18 protein-coding genes and 1 tRNA gene are annotated in these 19929 nt (G+C 56.8%); 13 read left to right on the plus strand and 6 right to left on the minus strand.

Features of this window, described 5'->3' with window-relative positions:
* Positions 1-104 precede the first annotated feature (104 nt).
* A tRNA-Leu gene (locus Q7O77_RS03705) sits at positions 105-191 on the plus strand.
* Positions 192-272: 81 nt separating this feature from the next.
* Here Q7O77_RS03705 and Q7O77_RS03710 read toward each other — a convergent pair.
* Positions 273-557: a DUF1435 domain-containing protein gene (locus Q7O77_RS03710; protein ID WP_304163680.1), complete on the minus strand. Its 285-nt coding sequence runs from the start codon at positions 555-557 to the stop codon at positions 273-275.
* A 351-nt stretch (positions 558-908) separates the two neighbouring features.
* Between Q7O77_RS03710 and Q7O77_RS03715 the strand changes: the two genes are divergently transcribed.
* Positions 909-3026, plus strand: coding sequence for a TonB-dependent siderophore receptor (locus Q7O77_RS03715; RefSeq protein WP_304163681.1), 2118 nt, complete (start codon positions 909-911; stop codon positions 3024-3026).
* An 80-nt stretch (positions 3027-3106) separates the two neighbouring features.
* Here the strand turns inward: Q7O77_RS03715 and Q7O77_RS03720 are convergent, their stop codons facing one another.
* Positions 3107-4000 (minus strand): LysR family transcriptional regulator, encoded by an 894-nt coding sequence (locus Q7O77_RS03720; protein ID WP_304163682.1) that lies wholly within the window; start codon positions 3998-4000, stop codon positions 3107-3109.
* A 117-nt stretch (positions 4001-4117) separates the two neighbouring features.
* Here Q7O77_RS03720 and budA point away from each other — a divergent pair, with 117 nt between their 5' ends.
* The 5 genes from budA (at position 4118) to gcvP (ending at position 11680) form a co-directional block, all read left to right on the plus strand.
* Positions 4118-4900, plus strand: coding sequence for an acetolactate decarboxylase (gene budA, locus Q7O77_RS03725; RefSeq protein ID WP_304163683.1), 783 nt, complete (start codon positions 4118-4120; stop codon positions 4898-4900).
* 51 nt (positions 4901-4951) lie between these two features.
* Positions 4952-6631: an acetolactate synthase AlsS gene (gene alsS, locus Q7O77_RS03730; protein WP_304163684.1), complete on the plus strand. Its 1680-nt coding sequence runs from the start codon at positions 4952-4954 to the stop codon at positions 6629-6631.
* A 557-nt stretch (positions 6632-7188) separates the two neighbouring features.
* On the plus strand, positions 7189-8289 hold the full coding sequence (gene gcvT / locus Q7O77_RS03735; RefSeq protein ID WP_304163685.1) for a glycine cleavage system aminomethyltransferase GcvT: 1101 nt from the start codon (positions 7189-7191) through the stop codon (positions 8287-8289).
* A 28-nt stretch (positions 8290-8317) separates the two neighbouring features.
* Entirely contained in the window at positions 8318-8719 is a 402-nt protein-coding gene (gene gcvH / locus Q7O77_RS03740; protein ID WP_304163686.1) for a glycine cleavage system protein GcvH, read from the plus strand.
* An 87-nt stretch (positions 8720-8806) separates the two neighbouring features.
* The gene (gcvP, locus tag Q7O77_RS03745; RefSeq protein ID WP_304163687.1) at positions 8807-11680 is read left to right on the plus strand and encodes an aminomethyl-transferring glycine dehydrogenase; all 2874 of its coding nucleotides are present in this window, start codon (positions 8807-8809) and stop codon (positions 11678-11680) included.
* Positions 11681-11777: 97 nt separating this feature from the next.
* Here the strand turns inward: gcvP and Q7O77_RS03750 are convergent, their stop codons facing one another.
* Positions 11778-12458 (minus strand): GntR family transcriptional regulator, encoded by a 681-nt coding sequence (locus Q7O77_RS03750; protein WP_304163688.1) that lies wholly within the window; start codon positions 12456-12458, stop codon positions 11778-11780.
* A 125-nt stretch (positions 12459-12583) separates the two neighbouring features.
* On the opposite strand from Q7O77_RS03750, the gene Q7O77_RS03755 reads away from it, so the two are divergent.
* The 4 genes from Q7O77_RS03755 to Q7O77_RS03770 are packed head-to-tail and all read left to right on the plus strand — an operon-like array spanning position 12584 to position 16627.
* Positions 12584-13273: a DUF2848 domain-containing protein gene (locus tag Q7O77_RS03755; RefSeq protein WP_304163689.1), complete on the plus strand. Its 690-nt coding sequence runs from the start codon at positions 12584-12586 to the stop codon at positions 13271-13273.
* Entirely contained in the window at positions 13273-14640 is a 1368-nt protein-coding gene (locus tag Q7O77_RS03760; RefSeq protein ID WP_304163690.1) for an amidase, read from the plus strand. Before Q7O77_RS03755 ends, Q7O77_RS03760 begins: the two co-directional genes overlap by 1 nt.
* A 14-nt stretch (positions 14641-14654) precedes the next feature.
* Positions 14655-15305, plus strand: coding sequence for a DUF4286 family protein (locus Q7O77_RS03765; protein ID WP_304163691.1), 651 nt, complete (start codon positions 14655-14657; stop codon positions 15303-15305).
* Positions 15302-16627, plus strand: coding sequence for an MFS transporter (locus Q7O77_RS03770; protein WP_099045402.1), 1326 nt, complete (start codon positions 15302-15304; stop codon positions 16625-16627). Before Q7O77_RS03765 ends, Q7O77_RS03770 begins: the two co-directional genes overlap by 4 nt.
* A 59-nt stretch (positions 16628-16686) precedes the next feature.
* Here the strand turns inward: Q7O77_RS03770 and Q7O77_RS03775 are convergent, their stop codons facing one another.
* Complete coding sequence (locus Q7O77_RS03775) at positions 16687-17289, minus strand: HD family hydrolase (protein ID WP_304163692.1); 603 nt, start codon at positions 17287-17289, stop codon at positions 16687-16689.
* Between the two features lie 221 nt (positions 17290-17510).
* Here Q7O77_RS03775 and Q7O77_RS03780 point away from each other — a divergent pair, with 221 nt between their 5' ends.
* Positions 17511-18158 carry a hemolysin III family protein gene (locus Q7O77_RS03780; RefSeq protein ID WP_304163693.1) on the plus strand — a complete coding sequence of 216 codons (648 nt, stop codon included), beginning with the start codon at positions 17511-17513 and terminating at the stop codon, positions 18156-18158.
* Positions 18159-18305: 147 nt separating this feature from the next.
* On the opposite strand, the gene Q7O77_RS03785 is transcribed toward Q7O77_RS03780, so the two are convergent.
* Complete coding sequence (locus Q7O77_RS03785) at positions 18306-18464, minus strand: hypothetical protein (protein WP_304163694.1); 159 nt, start codon at positions 18462-18464, stop codon at positions 18306-18308.
* 8 nt (positions 18465-18472) lie between these two features.
* Positions 18473-19453: a tRNA-modifying protein YgfZ gene (gene ygfZ / locus Q7O77_RS03790; protein WP_304163695.1), complete on the minus strand. Its 981-nt coding sequence runs from the start codon at positions 19451-19453 to the stop codon at positions 18473-18475.
* Positions 19454-19685: 232 nt separating this feature from the next.
* Between ygfZ and sdhE the strand changes: the two genes are divergently transcribed.
* Positions 19686-19929, plus strand: a 244-nt coding sequence (gene sdhE, locus Q7O77_RS03795) for an FAD assembly factor SdhE (RefSeq protein ID WP_304163696.1), incomplete at its 3' end; no start/stop codon positions are given.

The raw sequence follows: 19929 nt of genomic DNA on the forward strand, positions 1-19929 counted from the left end.
TTCAGGTGTTAGTGTCTTAACGGACGTGAGGGTTCAAGTCCCTCTCTTCGCACCAAGCTGGTGATACAGATCGCGCAGTACGTAATACGTAGAAAATCTCATGTGCGAAGGTGGCGGAATTGGTAGACGCGCTAGCTTCAGGTGTTAGTGTCTTAACGGACGTGAGGGTTCAAGTCCCTCTCTTCGCACCACGTATTATTCTCCCGGCTTTATCCTCACAATTATCCCCTTAGATTACTTCCTCTTATTTCCACCTAAATCATTTTTTATCGCTAGATGCCGCGCAGCGTCACGGATAGCGCCGTCAGTCCGCCTACCAGCGCAATACAGGACGGCAGCAGCAAATAGTGGCGCAATCGTTGATGAAACAGCATCCCCAGCGTTGCCAGCATGGCCAGGGTAACGATGTATTTCAGTGAGTGCAGGTCGATGCCGGGCAGTAGCAGCACAGGCATCAACGTCACAGGAACCAGAATCCCCCAGGCGCTGGAAAGCGGTTTACCGAAGTACCAGGTAACTCCCCATAGCCCGCAGGCGGCAATCATCGCGGTCAACATAGTCTCTTACCATGACGATAATGATAATTACTATCATATAGAAAACCGTTCTGAATACAACTCATGCCGGGCAGGGTCATCCACCAGCCGTTTCCCCCCCAGCTTTGAACTGATGCCAGAAAATGTTGGAGCGTGACCGCTCCTCAAAAAGAAACAGAATCATATGAAAACCGCAAACTTTACGGGTTGAATACGCAAATAATAATGGTAATAATTATTATTACTCTTAACTATTTTTTTGCGCTTTTCGAACGATAGGTTTCCGCCTGAAGTGATGCACTTTTCGCGATACGCGCACAGTGACTGAAAAAGGAAGCCCACTGTCCAGGCGCTTATTCAGGAACCTATCGCATGTCATCCCTTCCTTTATTGCGTCATTACGGCGTGCTTGTTGCGCTGACAACACCTGCCTTCGTTCTGGCTGCTGAAGATGTTATCGAAGTGTCAGCTCAGCCCGAGGAGTCCGCGCTATCCCCAACCGCGGGCTATACCGCTACGACGTCACAGGGCGCGACCAAAACCGATAAACCGTTGGTGGTGACACCCCAGTCGGTTTCCGTGGTCACTCGCCAGCAAATGCGCGATCAAAACGTGATGACGGTGAATGAGGCGCTGAACTATACGCCGGGCGTCTTCACCAATTTCTCCGGCGGGGCGACGCGATTTGATACGGTTTCGTTACGTGGATTTCATGGCGCGGATGTGAACAACACCTTCCTCGACGGTTTGCGCGTACTGAGCGACAGCGGCAGTCATAACAGCCTGCAAGTCGATCCGTGGTTCCTGGAGCGTATTGACGTCATTAAAGGCCCTTCGTCCTCTCTGTACGGACAAAGCGTGCCCGGCGGTCTGGTGATGATGACCTCCAAGCGGCCGCAGTTTATCCCGGAAGGACACTTCCGCCTCAGCGCTGGCACCCACAACGATCGGGGCGCGGCGTTCGACTATACGCAGGGGATCAACGACAACTGGGCGTTTCGTGTGACGGGGCTGACCCATAGCAGCGACACCATGTATGACGGCCCGCGCGAGGAGCGCTATGCGATTGCGCCTTCTCTTCTGTGGCAGCCGGATGAAGACACCACGCTGTTGCTGAAAGCGTATCTGCAGAAGGATCCGGCAGGGGGTTATCACGGCTCCGTGCCTGCGGCGGGCAGCGTCTACGCCTATCAGGGACCCAAATTCGCGCGCGGCCTGTTTGACGGGGAGAAAAGTCTGGATGACTACAAGCGTAACCAGCAGATGTATGGCTATGAATTCTCTCACCGGTTCAACGATACCTGGGCGTTCAGGCAAAACGCCAGCTACGTCCACTCCAACGTCAATATTCAGCAAATTTATCAGTACGGCTGGAGCAGCGTAGAGACGGACAAACTGTCACGTTATTACACCGCAGAGTCCTCTTCGCTGGATGCGTATGCCGTCGATAATCAGCTGGCGGCAGATTTCGAAACCGGCGACGTCAAACACAAAACCCTCTTCGGCGTTGATTTCCAGTACTTCACCAACAACCTATGGGACGCGTCGGGTACGGCGACGCTGCTGGACCCGTTCACCGGCCAGTCGGGCGGGGATGCAGTCACCGATTTTTATCGTTTTGACTCACAGCGGCGCTACAAACAGACCGGTGTTTATGTGCAGGACGATATGCAGTGGCAGCGCTGGTATCTGACGCTGTCTGGCCGTTATGACGCGATCACATTCGACAATAAAAACCTGACCACGGATAGTCGCGGCCAACGCGACGATGAACGGTTCAGCGGGCGGGCCGCGCTGCTGTATGCCTTTGATAACGGTATTTCGCCTTATGTCAGCTACAGTCAGGCCGTCACGCCCGCGCTGTATGCAGACTCTCAGGGAAACCCGCTCAAGCCGATGAGCAGTGAGCAGATTGAAGGTGGTATTAAATACCAGCCGCCGGGCACCAAGGCGCTTTACACCGCGGCCGTGTACGATCTGACGCAAAACGACGTCGCCACCCGCAACATTGTGGGCAATTACTATGAGCCGGTCGGCAAGGTGCAGTCTCAGGGGCTGGAACTGGAAGCCAGAACGCCGATCACCGAACGGCTGAGCGTCATTGCGGGTTACACCTACAGCAAGGTGAAATATAAAGAGACCGTGGAGGGTAACGACGGCAACACGCCGGTACTGGCGCCGAAGCAGATGGCTTCGTTATGGACTCAGTATGACGCGGGCGCGGGCATCAATCTGGGCATTGGCGTACGCCACATCGGCAAACAGTGGGCCGATGATGCCAACACGCTGCAACTGCCCTCCGTGACGCTGCTGGACGCCTCTGTCCGGGTCGATCTGGGGAGCTGGAATCCCTCGCTCAAAGGGGCTTACGCACAGGTCAACGTCAACAATCTGACGGACAGAACGTACATCGCCTCCTGCTATGAATTGAGAACCTGTTACTGGGGCGCTGAGCGTTCCGTCATCGCGACCGTCGGCTACGATTTCTGACGGTTTGACGCGCAAAAACGGGCGAGCCTGAATATCAGGCTCGCCGTGATCTGCTTTGAGGGTGTTAGCTACAGAAGGGGTTACTTTTCCTGTTCGTGGCCGTGCAGCAGTTGCACCATATTATGCAGGGTGGCTGATGTATCGTGCTTGCGCCAGATAACCGCAATCTGCGTATTGAGATGGGGCGTATCGATGTTGTGATAGGTCACGTTGCCAGCCTGAATGCAGGAAAGGGACTCCGGAATAAACGTGATACCGAAGCCGGAAGCGACCATGCTGATCGTCGCCGTAATATGCGGCGCCAACGGGTTGATTTTAGGCTGATAACCCGCTAGATAGCAGGCGCGAATGATCATGTCGTGCAGGCTGGGACAGAGTTCGCGTGGGAAAATAATCAGCGGTTCTGACTCCATCTGGCTCAGATGCACTTCCTGCTGATCGCTGAGCGGATGGTTGTCCGGCAACACCAGCCGCATATCCTCTTCGACCAGAATTTCACCGTCGAACTCGTCGCCGATGTCGCAGGGCAGGCGCACGAAGGCGATATCCGTGCTGCGGTTGCGCAGGCTCTCCAGAATCTCATTGATGTGCTCTTCCTGCGGTTGCATCTGCACGTTTGGGAAGCGCTGACGGTAAAGTCGCAGCATTTTCAGCACCAATGGATGGAAGGTGACTGCGCAAGAAAACCCCACATTAATCGCGCCGCTCTCTCCGCGAGCGATACACCGCACCCGATCCATCGCGGCATCGGTCAGTTCGAGTATCTGCTTGGCGTCCTGGTAAAAGGCTTCTCCCGCTTCGGTCATCTCCACGCCGCGCGTCATCCGCTTCAGCAAAGGCGTCCCGATTTCACGTTCAAGCTTTTGTATTTGTTGACTAAGCGGAGGTTGCGATATCCCTAATGATTCAGCTGCGCGGGTAAAGTGTCGAGTTGAGGCGACGGCGACGAAATAGCGCAGATAACGTAACTCCATATATTTTAGATCTCCAAATAGTCACGTTTTTATATTGGAACTTTGAATCTCACGAGAGCAATATTCAAGGGAAACATTAATTAAATTTATGTCGTACCTCGTCGGAAGAGAAGGGATATGAAAGATTCCAACTGCGTTGACCCCTGTATGGCAGAGCTTGCCAACTTCGTCCATCAGCACCAAAAACACCACCCAGAGTGTCAGATCTATCAAACCTCATTGATGAGCGGTTTGATAAATGGCGTGTACGAAGGCAGTACAACCATGGCGGATCTGCTAGAACATGGAGATTTCGGATTAGGCACGTTTAACGATCTTGACGGAGAGCTAGTGGCGATGGAAAGCCGTATTTTCCAGCTGCGCTCCGATGGCAGCGCACGCGCCGCCAAACCCGATCAGAAAACCCCTTTTGCCGTAATGACCTTCTTCCGTCCGACTGAAAAGATGCAGTTTGACCGTCCGATCAGTCGTGAGGATCTTCATCAGCGTATTGATGATTTTGTTGCAACAGACAATCTTTTTTGTGCTTTACGAATCGATGGCTGCTTCAGCTACGTCGAAACTCGTACGGTACCTCGCCAGGAACGACCTTATAAACCGATGCTGGAAGCTATCGCCCAGCAACCGACTTTCCGTTTCGACAACTGCAAGGGCAACGTTATCGGTTTTCGTAGCCCTGCTTATGTTCAGGGGATCAATGTCGCCGGCTATCACGAGCATTTTATCACTGATAGCCGACAAGGCGGCGGACATATCCTGGATTACCGTCTGGAGAATGGCGTGTTGCAGTTTGGCACCATTGCCAAATTAGTCATTGACCTGCCTCTGGATCAGGATTTTCTGCGAGCCAACTTGTCCCCTGACGATCTCGATAGCGTCATCCACTCGGTGGAAAGCTAAAGTTCATCAAGGTACTGAAAAGAAAGCACAAAAATGCATAGGAAAAATGTTATGGAAAATAAGGATGGTCAACAGCACTGGGCTTGCGGTGCGGATCTGATCGTTAAACATCTGGAGCAGGAAGGGGTCAAATACGTCTTCGGTATTCCTGGCGCTAAAGTCGACCGCGTTTTTGATTCTCTTGTTGACTCAACGATCCAGACCATCCCCGTACGTCATGAAGCCAACGGGGCGTTCATGGCATCGGCGATCGGCCGTCTAACGGGGAAAGCGGGCGTTACGATGGTGACTTCCGGTCCGGGCTGTTCCAACCTGGTAACAGGTCTGGCGACGGCGACCTCGGAAGGCGACCCGATTGTTGCGCTGGGTGGTGCGGTGAAACGCGCCGACCGACTGAAGCTGACGCACCAGAGCCTGGATACCGTCAGCCTGTTCAAACCGGTCACGAAATTCAGCGCGGAAATTCCTGTTTCCTCCGCGATTTCTGAAGTGCTGGCCAACGCCTTCCGCGCCGCCGAGTTCGGTCGCCCGGGCGCTTCATTCATCAGCCTGCCGGAAGACATCGTCAACGATCCGGTCACGAGCCCTGTGCTGGCCGCGACAAACCTGCCGACGCTGAACAGTGCGCCTCTGTCGGACGTCAAACGCGTTGCGCAGATGATCGAAAAAGCGAAAAACCCGATTCTGCTGCTGGGCCTGATGGCCAGCCAACCTAAAAACGCGGATGCGCTGCGTCGCCTGTTGCACCGCAGCCAGCTGCCGGTCACCAGCACCTATCAGGCTGCCGGTGTGATCGATCAGCAGCACTTCGACCATTTTGCTGGTCGTGTCGGCCTGTTCAATAACCAGGCGGGCGACAAACTGTTGCAGCAAGCCGACCTGATCATCACCGTCGGCTACAGCCCGGTAGAATACGCGCCAGCACTGTGGAACACCGGTAATGCGACGCTGGTACATATCGATGTGCTGCCGTCCGAACTGGAATGCGACTACCGTCCGGATCTGGAGCTGGTTGGGGATATCTGCATCACCATCGATATGCTTAACGAGCAGTTGAATTCGCCGATCCGCCTGTCTTCCGATTCCATCAATATTCTGGAAGAGCGTCGCGAACTGCGTCATCAGCTGGCGACGCATGCCATCAACATGAACGGCTTCGCTATCCATCCGCTGCGTCTGGTTCGTGCGATGCAGGATCTGGTGAATAAAGACGTGACGCTGTGCGTCGATATGGGGAGCTTCCATATCTGGCTGGCGCGTTATCTCTACAGTTTCCGCGCACGTCAGGTGCTGATGACCAACGGTCAGCAGACCATGGGTGTCGCGCTGCCGTGGGCGATTGCGGCCGCGTTGGTGAATCCGAGCCAGAAAGTGCTGTCGGTATCCGGCGACGGTGGCTTCATGCAGTCCAGTATGGAACTGGAAACGGCGGTTCGTCTGAACTGTAATGTCCTGCATATCATCTGGGTGGATAACGCCTACAACATGGTTGAGATTCAGGAACAGAAGAAATACAACCGCGGCTCCTGCGTCAAGTTCGGACCGATTGACTTCAAAGTCTATGCGGAAGCGTTCGGTGCGAAAGGCTTTGCGGTTGAGTCATCTGAAGAACTGATTCCAAAACTGCATCAGGCAATGGATGTCGACGGACCGGCGGTGATCGCGATTCCGGTGGATTACTCCGACAACCACTATCTGATGGAAAACGTTAACATCGCGCATCTGATCTAAGCCAGACGCGTTCGATGCGGGCGGCACATCACGGTCATGACAGACCGGTGATGTGCCGCCTTTTTCTTTGCCTGTTCATATGAATATCCCCCCTTTATTCAACGTTGCTCTCAGCCTAACCCTTTCCGGATGGCAACAAAGCGTGACGGGGATCGCAACGCGGTCGATCGCGTCTGTAAGGTCTGCGGATCTCCTTTCTAAACCGTCTTCTTCTTGCCTGAAATAATCTAATTTTACGTACTTTTTCGCATTACATTATCTAATGCATTTCGTGTGTGACAATTTTTGATAAATAGGGGGGATTGAGCAATTTTTATTATTTTTAAGTCATAATTTGAATTTAGGTATTGGTATATGCTGGTTATTGGCTTTTTAGTAGCGAAAAAAGTGGATGAAACGATGGCGGAATACCGCTTTTTGCAGACGCTATTATATAGATTTACTTATGGTAAGGCGTGTGGTTATGAACCCACATCGGTGGTAAGTTCAAAGGCAGAGATAACGTTTGCGTTGGACGCATCCGCTGTAACCAAACACGGTTAACGTAGAGGGAAAAGATGGCAAAGCAAACCCCGCTGTATGAACAACATGTGGCCGACGGCGCCAAGATGGTGGATTTTCATGGCTGGATGATGCCGCTGCACTACGGCTCCCAGATCGAAGAACATCACGTGGTTCGCAAGAGCGCCGGAATGTTCGATGTATCGCACATGACTATCGTCGATTTGCATGGCGCTCGCGTTCGCGAGTTTTTACGCCATCTGCTGGCGAACGACGTCGCCCGGCTGACGCAACCCGGTAAAGCGCTCTACACCGCCATGCTGACCCCCTCTGCCGGCGTGATAGATGATTTGATCGTCTACTTTCTAAAGGAAGACTTTTTCCGGATGGTGGTGAATTCGGCCACGCGCGAAAAAGATCTGGCGTGGATCGAAGAGCAGGCCAAACCGTTCATGGTGCAGATTCAGGAGCGTGATGACCTGTCGCTCATCGCGATTCAGGGGCCGTTGGCTCAGGAAAAGGTACAGCGATTGCTGACGTCGCAGCAGCGCAAAGACACGGCGGGGATGAAGCCGTTTTTCGGCGTGCAGAGCGGCGACTGGTTTATCGCCACCACCGGGTATACCGGCGAGTCCGGCTATGAAATCGCGCTGCCGAAAGCGCACGCGGTCGGCCTGTGGCAACAGCTGCTGGCGGAGGGCGTCAAGCCTGCGGGGCTCGGCGCGCGCGATACGCTGCGTCTGGAATCCGGTATGAATCTGTACGGACAGGATATGGATGAAAGCGTTTCACCCCTGGCAGCGAATATGGGCTGGACGATCGCCTGGGAGCCGGAAGATCGTCAGTTTATTGGTCGTGAAGTGCTGGAGCACCAGCGTGCCCACGGCACCGATCGGTTGGTCGGACTGGTGATGACGGAAAAAGGCGTATTGCGCAACGGTCTGCCAGTGCATTTCACCGATGCCAGCGGTGCGGTTCGCGAAGGCGTGATCACCAGCGGATCGTTCTCGCCCACCCTGGGCGTCAGCATTGCACTGGCTCGCGTCCCGGAAGGTATCGGCGAGCAGGCGGTGGTGCGCATACGTCAGCGAGAAGTCCCTGTTCGGGTGACGAAACCGAATTTTGTCCGTGCAGGAAAAGCCCTGATTGAGATTTAACCGTTTTGTCTAAAAGGAGAAGGTGGCAATGAGCAATGTACCTGCGGAATTGAAATATACCTCGTCCCATGAGTGGGTCGCGGCGGACGAAGACGGCACCTATCGTGTCGGGATCACCGAGCATGCGCAGGCGCTGCTGGGCGACATGGTGTTTATCGACTTGCCCGAGGTGGGCGGTCAGTTTAACGCCGGGGACGACTGCGCCGTAGCGGAGTCGGTCAAGGCCGCGTCGGATGTCTACACTCCGCTGAGCGGCGAAGTTGTCGCGGTCAACGGCGAGCTGGAAGGCGCTCCGGAACAGGTTAACAGCGATCCTTACGGCAGCGGTTGGCTGTTTCGTATTAAGGCGGCCGACGGCGCGGAGTGGGACAATCTATTGGATGCCGCCGCTTACCAGACGCTGCTGGATGAGGAGGACGACGCGCACTAGCCGTCGTTCGCGCCCGGCAGGCAGGGCGATCTTTCGGGGCGCCGTTAGCGGCGCTCGCTGGATGTGGTTTGATGCAGGAATGTCGTAATGACCCAGACTCTTAGTCAACTTGAACACCATAGCGCTTTCGTTGAACGCCATATCGGACCCACCGCCGAGCAGCAACAGGCTATGTTGGCGGCGGTCGGCGCAGAATCGCTGGATAGACTGATTCAGCAGATCGTCCCGCCGGATATTCAATTACCCAGCCCTCCCGCCGTCGGGGATGCCGTCACGGAACATCAGGCGCTGGCGGAGCTGAAGGCGATTGCCAGCCGTAATCAGATCTACAAAAGTTATATCGGCATGGGTTACTACGGCGTGCAGATGCCGCCGGTGATCCTGCGTAACGTGCTGGAAAATCCGGGGTGGTACACCGCTTACACGCCTTATCAGCCCGAGGTGTCTCAGGGACGGCTCGAAGCGCTGCTGAATTTTCAACAGGTTACGCAGGACCTGACCGGCCTGCCGGTGGCGTCCGCATCGCTGCTGGACGAAGCCACTGCGGCGGCGGAAGCGATGGCGATGGCCAAACGCGTCAGCAAGCTCAAGCAGGCCAATCGTTTCTTCGTGGCGGAGGACGTCCATCCTCAAACATTGGATGTCATCCGGACGCGCGCAGCGACCTTCGGCTTCGACATCGTGACCGGAGATCCGCAGGCAGCGCTGAAGGATGACGGCGTCTTCGGCGTGCTGGTGCAGCAGCTGGGTACGACCGGCGAACTGCACGACTATCGAGCCTTGCTGGCCGAGCTGCATGAACGCAAGGTCATTACCTGCGTCGCGGCGGATCTGCTCGCGCTGGTATTGCTCGATGCCCCCGGCGCACAAGGGGCGGACATCGTCTTTGGCTCCGCGCAGCGTTTCGGTGTGCCGATGGGATACGGCGGCCCGCATGCGGCGTTCTTCGCCAGTCGGGAAGAGTATAAGCGCGCGACGCCGGGCCGCATTATCGGTGTTTCCCGCGACGCTGCGGGCAATACTGCGCTGCGAATGGCGATGCAGACTCGCGAACAGCATATTCGCCGTGAAAAGGCCAACTCCAACATCTGTACCTCCCAGGTACTGTTAGCGAATTTGGCGGGGATGTATGCGGTATACCACGGACCGGAAGGGCTGAAGCGCATCGCCCGACGCATCCACCGTCTGACCGACATTCTGGCCGCCGGTCTGCAACAGCGCGGCTTGACGCTATGGCATACCCGCTGGTTCGACACGCTAACCGTCTCGGTTACCGACAAGGCGGCGACGCTAAGCCGGGCGCTCAGTTTCGGCGTCAACCTGCGTAGCGATCTGGAAGGCGCGGTGGGGATCTCGCTGGATGAAACCACGACGCGCGACGATGTGCTCGCGTTGTTTGCCATCCTGCTGGGGGACGATCACGGTCTGGATATCGACGCGCTGGATCGCGACGTTAGCGCCCGGTCTAACTCGTTGCCTGCCGCGCTGCTGCGAACGGACGGTATCCTGACGCACCCGGTGTTCAATCGGTATCACAGCGAAACCGAGATGATGCGCTACCTGCACCGTCTGGAAAACAAGGATCTGGCGCTCAATCAGGCGATGATCCCGCTGGGATCCTGCACCATGAAACTCAACGCGGCGGCGGAAATGCTGCCGATCACCTGGCCCGAATTCGCCGAGCTGCACCCGTTCTGCCCGCCGGTGCAGGCTCAGGGCTACCGCCAGATGATCGCCATGCTCAGCGAGTGGCTGGTCCTGCTGACCGGCTACGATGCCGTCTGTATGCAGCCGAACTCCGGCGCGCAGGGCGAATATGCCGGCCTGCTGACCATCCGTCGATATCATGAAAGCCGCAACGAGTCGCAGCGGCGGATCTGCCTGATCCCGAGCTCCGCGCACGGCACCAACCCGGCATCCGCGCACATGGCGGGGATGGACGTGGCCGTGGTGGCCTGCGACAAACAGGGCAACATCGACCTGCACGATCTGCGGGAGAAAGCGGCGCAAGCCGGGGAGCTGCTGGCCTGCATCATGGTGACCTATCCATCGACTCACGGCGTCTATGAAGAGACGATCCGCGAAGTGTGCCAGATTGTGCATCAGTACGGTGGTCAGGTGTACCTCGACGGGGCCAATATGAACGCGCAGGTGGGCATTACCTCGCCCGGTTTTATCGGCGCGGACGTTTCGCATCTCAATCTGCATAAAACCTTCTGTATCCCTCACGGCGGCGGTGGACCAGGGATGGGGCCGATAGGCGTGAAAGCGCATTTGGCGCCGTTTGTGCCGGGGCATCAGGTCGTGAAGATCGACGACGTGCTGACCGAGCAGGGTGCCGTCTCCGCCGCGCCGTTCGGCAGCGCCTCGATTCTGCCGATCAGCTGGATGTACATCCGCATGATGGGCGCAGAAGGGCTGAAGCAGGCCAGTCAGATGGCCATTCTTAACGCCAACTACGTGGCGGCGCGGCTACAGTCGGCGTTCCCGGTACTCTACAGCGGTCTCGGTGGTCGGGTTGCGCATGAGTGCATTCTGGACATCCGTCCCCTGAAGGAAGCCAGCGGGATCAGCGAGCTGGATATCGCCAAACGGCTGATCGACTACGGATTCCATGCGCCAACCATGTCGTTCCCGGTCGCAGGCACATTGATGATTGAACCGACGGAGTCGGAAAGTCAGGTTGAGCTGGACCGCTTTATCAACGCGATGCTGGCGATACGGGAAGAGATCGACCGTGTGGCGCGCGGGGAGTGGCCGCTGGATGATAATCCGTTGGTCAACGCGCCGCATGTTCAAACCGAACTGGTTGCCGAGTGGACTCACCCTTACGGGCGGGATGTGGCAGTGTTCCCGGCCGGAGCCGCGAACAAGTTCTGGCCGACCGTGAAGCGCCTGGATGACGTGTACGGCGATCGCAACCTGTTCTGCTCCTGCGTTCCCGTCAGCGACTACGTCTGACGGCGTCTCGCCTTGACTCAGGCGCCATTTCAATGAGAAGCGCGGGGGGCTTGCTGTGAGGCAAGCCCCCCGCGATGTTTTAAGCGGCGCAGCGCGATTAAAAGGTGTGGAGGAGCGCGTGGCGGAACGACAGGATGTGCGCCTCCATCGCGGCTTCCGCGGCGGCGGCGTCTTGCCGTATTAGCGCCTCGATAACGGCGCGATGTTCTTCAACCACCTCCTGCATATGTCTTTCTCGGGACAAGGTGCTGGCCCAAAAACGCTGCGCTCTGGTGTGCAAGACGCTGAGAATGTCCGTCAGAGTGCTGTTGCCCGCGATTTGCGCCAGCATCTGATGAAATTCATGATCCAGCGTCATCATTTTTATTCGGTCGCGAGCCTGACAGGCGGTCTCGATCTCCTGATTCAACTCGCTCAGTTCGGTCAGCTGCGCCGCTGTGGCGCGCTGGCAGGCGAGCCGTATGCACAGGCTCTCGTTCGCGAGACGGACGTCGATCAGTTCCAGCGCATCGTTAATCGAAAGAGGAGAGACCATGACCCCCTTACGCGGGATGACCTGCAGCAATCCCTCGTTCGCCAGCCGATGAATGGCCTGATTGACGGGCGTTCTGCCCATATCAAGCGCATTCATCACCTGCGCCGTATTCACGTATTCGCCGGGCTTGTAGCTCAGTGTGACCAGCAACTGTTTGAATCGCCGATAGGCCAGCTCGTTCTGCGATAGTCCGGCTTCTTCCGCTGTCGGCAAGACCTGATGGGGTTCATCGACGTGCTTCACGTGTCGCTCCTGCAAAGAAAAGTCTTTCACCATAGTACACAAAACATGGCACGAAAATCGCTTATTCCCTAATTGAAAATCGTGTGAAATTTCACAGTGCTTTTTAACGAGGGGATGGCAACGGCATGAAACTGATCTTCAATGTGCTGGAAAAATCAGCAGAAAAGTTAATTGAGGTCGAGATTGATCGTCTGGTGATCGCCGGTTGGACCGGCCGCGATCGCGACGCGGTTATGCACCATATCCGGGAACTGGAGGCGCTGGGCGTGCCTCAACCCAGTGCAATTCCGCTTTTCTACCGTGTGGCGACGAACCAACTGACGCAGTCCTCCCTCGTCGAAGTCGTCGGCAACGCCAGCTCCGGCGAAGCCGAACCGCTGATCTTTTCCTATCGCGGCGAGCTTTACGTTTCGCTGGCGTCGGATCATACCGATCGCCAACTGGAGGCCCAGAACGTGGCGCTGTCAAAGCAGCTGTGCGCCAAACCGGTCGCGCGTGAAGCGTGGCCGCTGCGCGAGGTGATGGCTCATTGGGATTCGCTGATCCTGCGCTCATGGATCGTCGAAGACGGGGAGTATCGGCTGTACCAAGAAGGCACATTGGCCAGCCTGCAACCGCCAATGGCGCTGCTACAACGCTATCTGGCGCCCGACGTTCCGACGTTGGCGGACGGACTTGCCATGAGCTGCGGCACGATGACGGCGATTGGCGGGATCCGCCCGGCGACGGAGTTTCGCATGGCACTGGTCGATGAACAGCTGGGACGCACCATCAGCCACAGCTACTCCAGCGTCTTACTGCCGGTGGTGGCGTGATGGGCGCGTTAACGTTGCAGCAGGCCGCCGCCGGGCTGGCGAAGGGTGAATGGACGTCGGCGGAGCTAACCGAGGACGCGCTGACGCAGATTGCCGATACGCAGGGAGAGGGCGCATTTGCCTTTACCCGGGTCTACGCCGAAGAGGCCCGCCAGCAGGCCCGAGCGTCTGATCAACGACGTGCGGCAGGTGGCGCGCGCTCAGCGTTGGATGGCGTGCCGATCGCCATCAAAGATCTGTTCGACGTCGCGGGCGAGCCGACGCTTGCCGGTTCCTGCGTGTTGGCGGCAGCACCGGCAGCCGCCGCGCATTCGGGCGTGGTCAGCCGTCTTTTTCACGCAGGCGCGGTCGTGGTGGGGAAGACCAATATGACCGAATTCGCGTATTCCGGCTTAGGGATAAATCCTCACTACGGGACGCCGGCCAATCCGTGGAACCGGGAAAATCGCCGCATTCCGGGAGGCTCCTCTTCCGGCGCGGCGGTCGCGGTGGCGGACGGTATGTGTTTGGGGGCGGTGGGCAGCGATACCGGGGGATCGGTGCGGATTCCGGCGGCTTTTTGCGGTCTGACCGGTTACAAGCCTACGGCCCGGCGGATGGATGATACGGGAGTGCTGCCGCTGTCGCCGTCGCTGGATTCCGTTGGCGTTATCGCCCACGGCATCGCCGACTGCCTCGCGCTGGACGGGGTCCTTTCCCATCAGCCTCTGTCACCCCAGGCTCAGCCTTTGTCGAAGGCCCGATTTGGGGTACCGCAAACCTTGGTACTGGACGGATTGGATGACGCGGTGGGGGCGGCGTTCGAACATAGCCTGTGGCGTTTGGCGCGGGCTGGAGCACGTATTGAAACCGTCCCGTGTACGGCCTTTGCTGAATTGGCTGCCATCAACGCCGCAGGCGGGTTCACCGCGCTGGAATCATGGCGTTGGCATCAGTCATTGATCGCGCGGCATGCCGCCGAGTATGACCCGCGTGTGCTGTCGCGTATTCGCCGCGGAGCGGCCCTGAGCGAGCGAGACGCTGATCAGCTGGTGCACCAGCGTACGGAGTGGCAGCGGCAGGTGACTGTCGAAATCCAAGGTTACGATGCGTTACTGATGCCGACCGTCCCCTTTGTCGCGCCAACCATCGCCGAACTGGAGGCGGATGAGGAGACCTATTTTCGCGTGAACGGAGCAGCATTGCGAAACCCTTCCATCATCAACTTTCTGGACGGCTGCGCGGTCTCCCTGCCATGTCAACAACCGGGCGATGCGCCGGTCGGCCTGATGGTGAGCGGATTGCCTCTGCAGGATAACGCGTTGTTGGGATGGGCGTTGTCGATTGAACGATGCCTTAACGGCGGCCTCGCCGTCTCATTTGAATGAACAGGAGAAAATTCATGACTGTGACCCCCAACGGGATGCTGCTTGTCGCCACCGACGTCGCCGCAGAGGATGAGGCGGATTTTAACCGGTGGTACGACTGCGAACACGTGGAGGAGCGGGTACGTATTCCCGGCTTTCTGACCGGTACGCGTTATCAGGCGTTACAGGGCGGACGCAAATATCTGGGGCTGTACAAAACGACGTCGCTGGAGTGCTTTACTTCGCCGTCCTATCAGGCGGCCTTTTCCCACCAAACGGAGTGGTCGCAAATCAACCTGCGGCGCATGCGGGATCCGCTGCGGCGGGTGTGCGCTATTACGGCGGTGACCGGACGCGGTACGGGGAGTCATTTGAGCTTGCTTACCCTCGCCCCGGCAGAGGAGGGTGCCCTGATCGAACGTATCGCTCATTTAGGGGAATCGCTGTCCGACGTCGCGGGATTCGTCAGCAGCAGCCTGCTTCTGCCTGATGCGGTGCTGAGCACGCCGCTACCGAATGCGTCTCCTGAACCTACGGCGCTCCTGCCGTTACTGGTGCTGGAAAGTAGTTCTCCGGCTGCCGGTGAGCAAATGGCGGCGATGGCGGCACAGGTTTTGAATGTATCTCTTCATGATGTCTTGCACTACGCCTTGAGTTGGCAATTGACTGCACAGGAGCTGAAATGATGAATATCGGGACGACTGAAACGGCAGGACAGGCGGTGCCGCTCGCCGCCAAAACGCCGAACACCGGCAAGCTGGCGGCCGCCAGCTCTATAGGTACGGCGCTGGAGTGGTATGACTTTACCGTCTACAACATCATGGCGGCGCTGATCTTTAACCATATTTTCTTCCCGTCGTTCGATCCGCTGGTGGGCACGATCCTGGCCTTTTCCACCTACGCGGTCGGCTACGTCTCACGGCCTATCGGTGGGATCATCTTTGGTCATCTGGGCGACGTGCTGGGGCGGCGTTTCGTGCTCGTCGCCACGCTGGTGATCATGGGGGTCACGACGGCGTTAATGGGACTGCTGCCGGGCTATGCCAGCTGGGGGATCTGGAGTCCCGTGTTGCTGGTCACGCTGCGTTTTATTCAGGGCATTGCGCTGGGCGGCGAATGGGCTGGAGCGGTGTTGTTGTCGATGGAACATGGCAGACCCCATCAGCGCGGACGAAACGCCTCGTTTGCTCAGGTCGGTCCTTCCTGCGGAACGCTCATCGGCACCGGTTTTATCACGCTGATCACGCTTTCCATGTCGCCGGAAAGCTTTCAGGCGTGGGGTTGGCGTATTCCTTTCCTGTTGAGTCTGGTCCTGGTTGTATTCGGTCTGTGGCTGCGCAGCGGCGTTGGTGAAACACCAGCCTTTCTCCAGTTGGAGAAGAGTAAACACATCACGCAGGCGCCTATCCGCGTGGTCTTCCGCCAGCATATGCGTTCACTGTTGATCGCGGGCGGATCGCGTATTGGTTCCGACGTGTTGTATGCGCTGGTGGTGGTCTTTACCCTAACGTATGTGACGACAGTGCTGAACTTGCCGCGCCCGCTGGCCTTAACCGCCACCATGCTGGGCGCTTTCGGCAATGCTATTGCCATCCCGCTGTTCGGCATCCTGTCCGACCGCATCGGTCGGCGGCCGGTCTATATGGGCGGCGCGGTGGCGGCAATCATGTGGGCATTCGTCTTTTTCACCCTGTTGGACAGTTCGCAGCCGGTACAGATATGTCTGGCGGTCGTGGTTGGACTGCTGATCCATGCGGCGATGTATGGGCCGCAGGCGGCGTTCATCACCGAGCAGTTTCCTACGCAGGTGCGCTATGCGGGATCGTCTCTGGCTTATACGTTGGCGGGCATTGTGGGCGCGGGGTTCGCGCCGCTGATTATCACGAGCCTGTTCACGTCTTACGGCACGTCGCTGGCGATTTCACTGTATGTGACGTTGGCGCTGATGATCACGCTGTGGGCATTATGGGCGGCCAAAGAAACGGCTCATAACCCATTGAAAGACTGAGGGAACGCCGGTCTGTTGCGCGATGGATGTGACAGGCAACAGACCGGGATGCGGGCTGACTACTTCAGCCAGCCTTTGCTCTGGGCGACTTCCAGATGATGGCTGAGATAACCCCACAGTTCAGGATAGACCTCGCTAATGAAGTCATTCCGCGACATAACCTGTTCCAGGCGAATACCGTGCTCCACCCAGCTTTGGCCGCCGTTGTGAAGATTCATTAACACCGGCATCAGGCGGTCAATCAACAGCGCGAAGCGTGCGTCAGGCGTTTCGCTTGCTTCATATTCCAGCCACAGCTGATGGAAGCGGCTGCGCTGCGGTTCCGGCAGCAGACCGAACAGTCGTATGGCGGCGGCGACTTCGCGGTCGTGTACTTCGGCACGCCCCTGCAGATCGTAAACCAGCACGTCGCCTGCATCGACCTCGACGATATCGTGGATCAGCGCCATCTGAATGACGCGCTGAATATCAACGTCCTTTCCCGCATAAGGCGCAAGGCTCATCGCCGCCAGAGCAAAATGCCAGCTATGCTCGGCAGAATCTTCCTGACAATCAGTGCCAATCACTTTGGAACGGCGTTTGACGCTTTTGAGTTTATCGACTTCCATCAAGAATGCGACGACGTCAGTGAGGGGACCAAAGTCCAGTACGGCAAGGGACATCTGAATAATCTCCATAAAGGAAGGAGCCCAATTGTAAGGCAACCTTGGCGACATTGAAATGCAGGATCGCAGGCAACAGCAGCCATATCGTGAGGACTATAATTATTTCAGCGTACGCGTGTACACTGAAATAGTTCTCCGTTACTCTGGTGGCGGTAACATCATCCGCCAGGGCTTTTTGCCTCATTGAGCGGCGAAAAGGATATTTCAAGAGGTAGGTCATGAAGAAGCAGGTGTTGGATTCGGGTTATTCGCTGGCGGAAGAAATCGCCAATAGCATCAGCCACGGGGTCGGATTAGTGTTAGGCATCATCGGCCTGATTTTATTGCTGACGCAGGCGGAAAAAAACGGTGCTGATGCCACCGCCATCGCCAGTTACAGCCTCTACGGCGCCACGGTCATTCTGCTGTTTCTGGCTTCGACGCTATACCATGCCATTCCTAATCAAAGCGCCAAACGCTGGCTGAAAAAGTTCGATCACTGCGCGATTTACCTGCTGATTGCGGGCACTTATACCCCGTTCCTGATGGTGGGCCTGAAATCTCCCTTGGCGTATGGTCTGATGATTGCCATCTGGAGTCTGGCGCTACTGGGCGTCATTTTCAAAATGGCATTTGCGCACCGGTTTGAGATTCTCTCGCTGGTGACCTATCTGGTCATGGGCTGGCTATCGCTGATCGTGATTTATGAACTGGCCATTACCCTCTCTCTCGGCGGCGTGGTGCTGCTGGCGGTTGGCGGGGCGATCTATACGCTGGGCGTGATTTTTTATTCCAGCAAGCGGATCCCTTTTAACCATGCTATCTGGCATGGATTCGTGCTGGGGGGAAGCTTATGCCATTTCCTGGCGATTTATCTTTACGTTTAACATCATCAAGCCGTGTCGTGCGTCAGATGCCGGGACTGAAATGCTTTGCACCGCTGGTCAAAACGGCCATGAACACGGGGGAATGAACGTTCAGGAATGACCGTTCAGGCGTTGTTTTCCGGCGCGCGTCGAGTGCGCCTGCACCGATTATTGTCCTGACCCAAAATTACCGCGTAGCGGAAACAGCGTCATCAGGCTGGCGCTGTCGTAGAGCGGATTTGCTGGAAATGGCAGGCATGCGGCGAAATCACCGAAGGTCATCTTCGCCGCATGCCTTGCGACGTGCCGTTTTAGGCGGTCGCTCACGTGATCGCTTACTCCTCCAGTGAGTAAGGCAGCGGCTGAATCGACAGTGCGCTGGCGCTGTCGTCCCGTACGCGCAACACGCTGTCGGCTTCCAGGTCGTTATTTAACACCGCCTGCACCCACAGCTGTCCGTCCTGTAAACGAACGGACGCCAGCACGGTGCCGGTACGGCGCCAGTTGTCTCCCAGCTTCAGCTCGAGATCGTCTCCTGCCGCGGGTTCGATCGTCGACGTGCCCGCGAGCCAATATAGCGCGCGTTTATTGGCGCCGCGGTACTTGGCGCGCGCCACCATTTCCTGCCCCGCATAGCATCCTTTAAGGAAACTAATCCCCTGTAAAGCCTGCAAATTTGTTGCCTGTGGAATGAACTGTGCGCTATTTGCCGTGTCAATCACGGGGTAGCCCGCTTCGATATCGAGCGCCAGCCACTGTGCGCTGTTATTGCGCTTAGTTTTATCTTCCAGCGCATTCAGTAGGGCCGCCGCGCGTTCGGCTGACAGCACCAATAGAAAACGCTCGTCCGGATGCGTGAAATGCAGTAGCGTCGCGCCTGACTCTTGTACTACGGCGTTGTCGGCATCCGGTAATGCGTTAAACAGGGGAGCGAGTTGCTCCCGGATGCCTTGCCCGGCGGCGCCCAGCAGTACGGTTTCGTCATCGGCCCCCATCGTGGTTTTGGAGAAGACGGCGTACTTTTTCAGCTCGGTCAGCTGCACATCGCGAACGCTGCGGCGCTCAACATAGGCCAGTCCCTCGCCGTGATGGAACAGGCGCAGGTCGCTCCACATTTTACCTTTGGCGTCGCAGTGGGCGCAGAGGACATGCTGGTTAGGCTCCAGCGCCGTCACGTCGGTGGTGACCTGTCCCTGAACATAGCTGACGGTGTCGGGGCCGACCAGAGTGACCAGTCCCCAATCTTCCAGCGTCATGAGCGTGGCGGGAAGGGCGGAGGACGGAAATAAAGGGTGTGATGGAATTGTATTAGCCATGGTTACAGTCCTGCGATGAGGGGTGTTCAGCAATCGCCTAATGGTAAAAGAGCGGCAAGGGTTTGCAAGCGCTTATTGGGCGGAGATGACGAATGCGCGAAGCGCTACGCAGAGTGAGCCATGCCGATGTCGATCCTGCGCTAAAATATGTCAAAGTATTACTATTGGTTTAATATCATCGAACAAAATAGAGTTACACTGAAGTCTATGACTGAACAAAGTGAGCGATCATATGGATATCAATGATAAATCACGCATTCACTGGGCCTGTCGGCGCGGTATGCGTGAGCTGGATATTTCCATCATGCCGTTTTTCGAGCATGACTACGATGCATTGAACGATAGCGACAAAAGTGCTTTTGTCCGCCTGTTGCAGTGCGACGATCCCGATCTGTTCAACTGGCTGATGAACCACGGCGAGCCATCAGATCAGGAACTTAAACGTATGGTTTCCCTTATTCAGACGCGAAATAAAC

Source organism: Lonsdalea britannica, from assembly GCF_946477055.1.
GTDB lineage: Bacteria > Pseudomonadota > Gammaproteobacteria > Enterobacterales > Enterobacteriaceae > Lonsdalea > Lonsdalea britannica_A.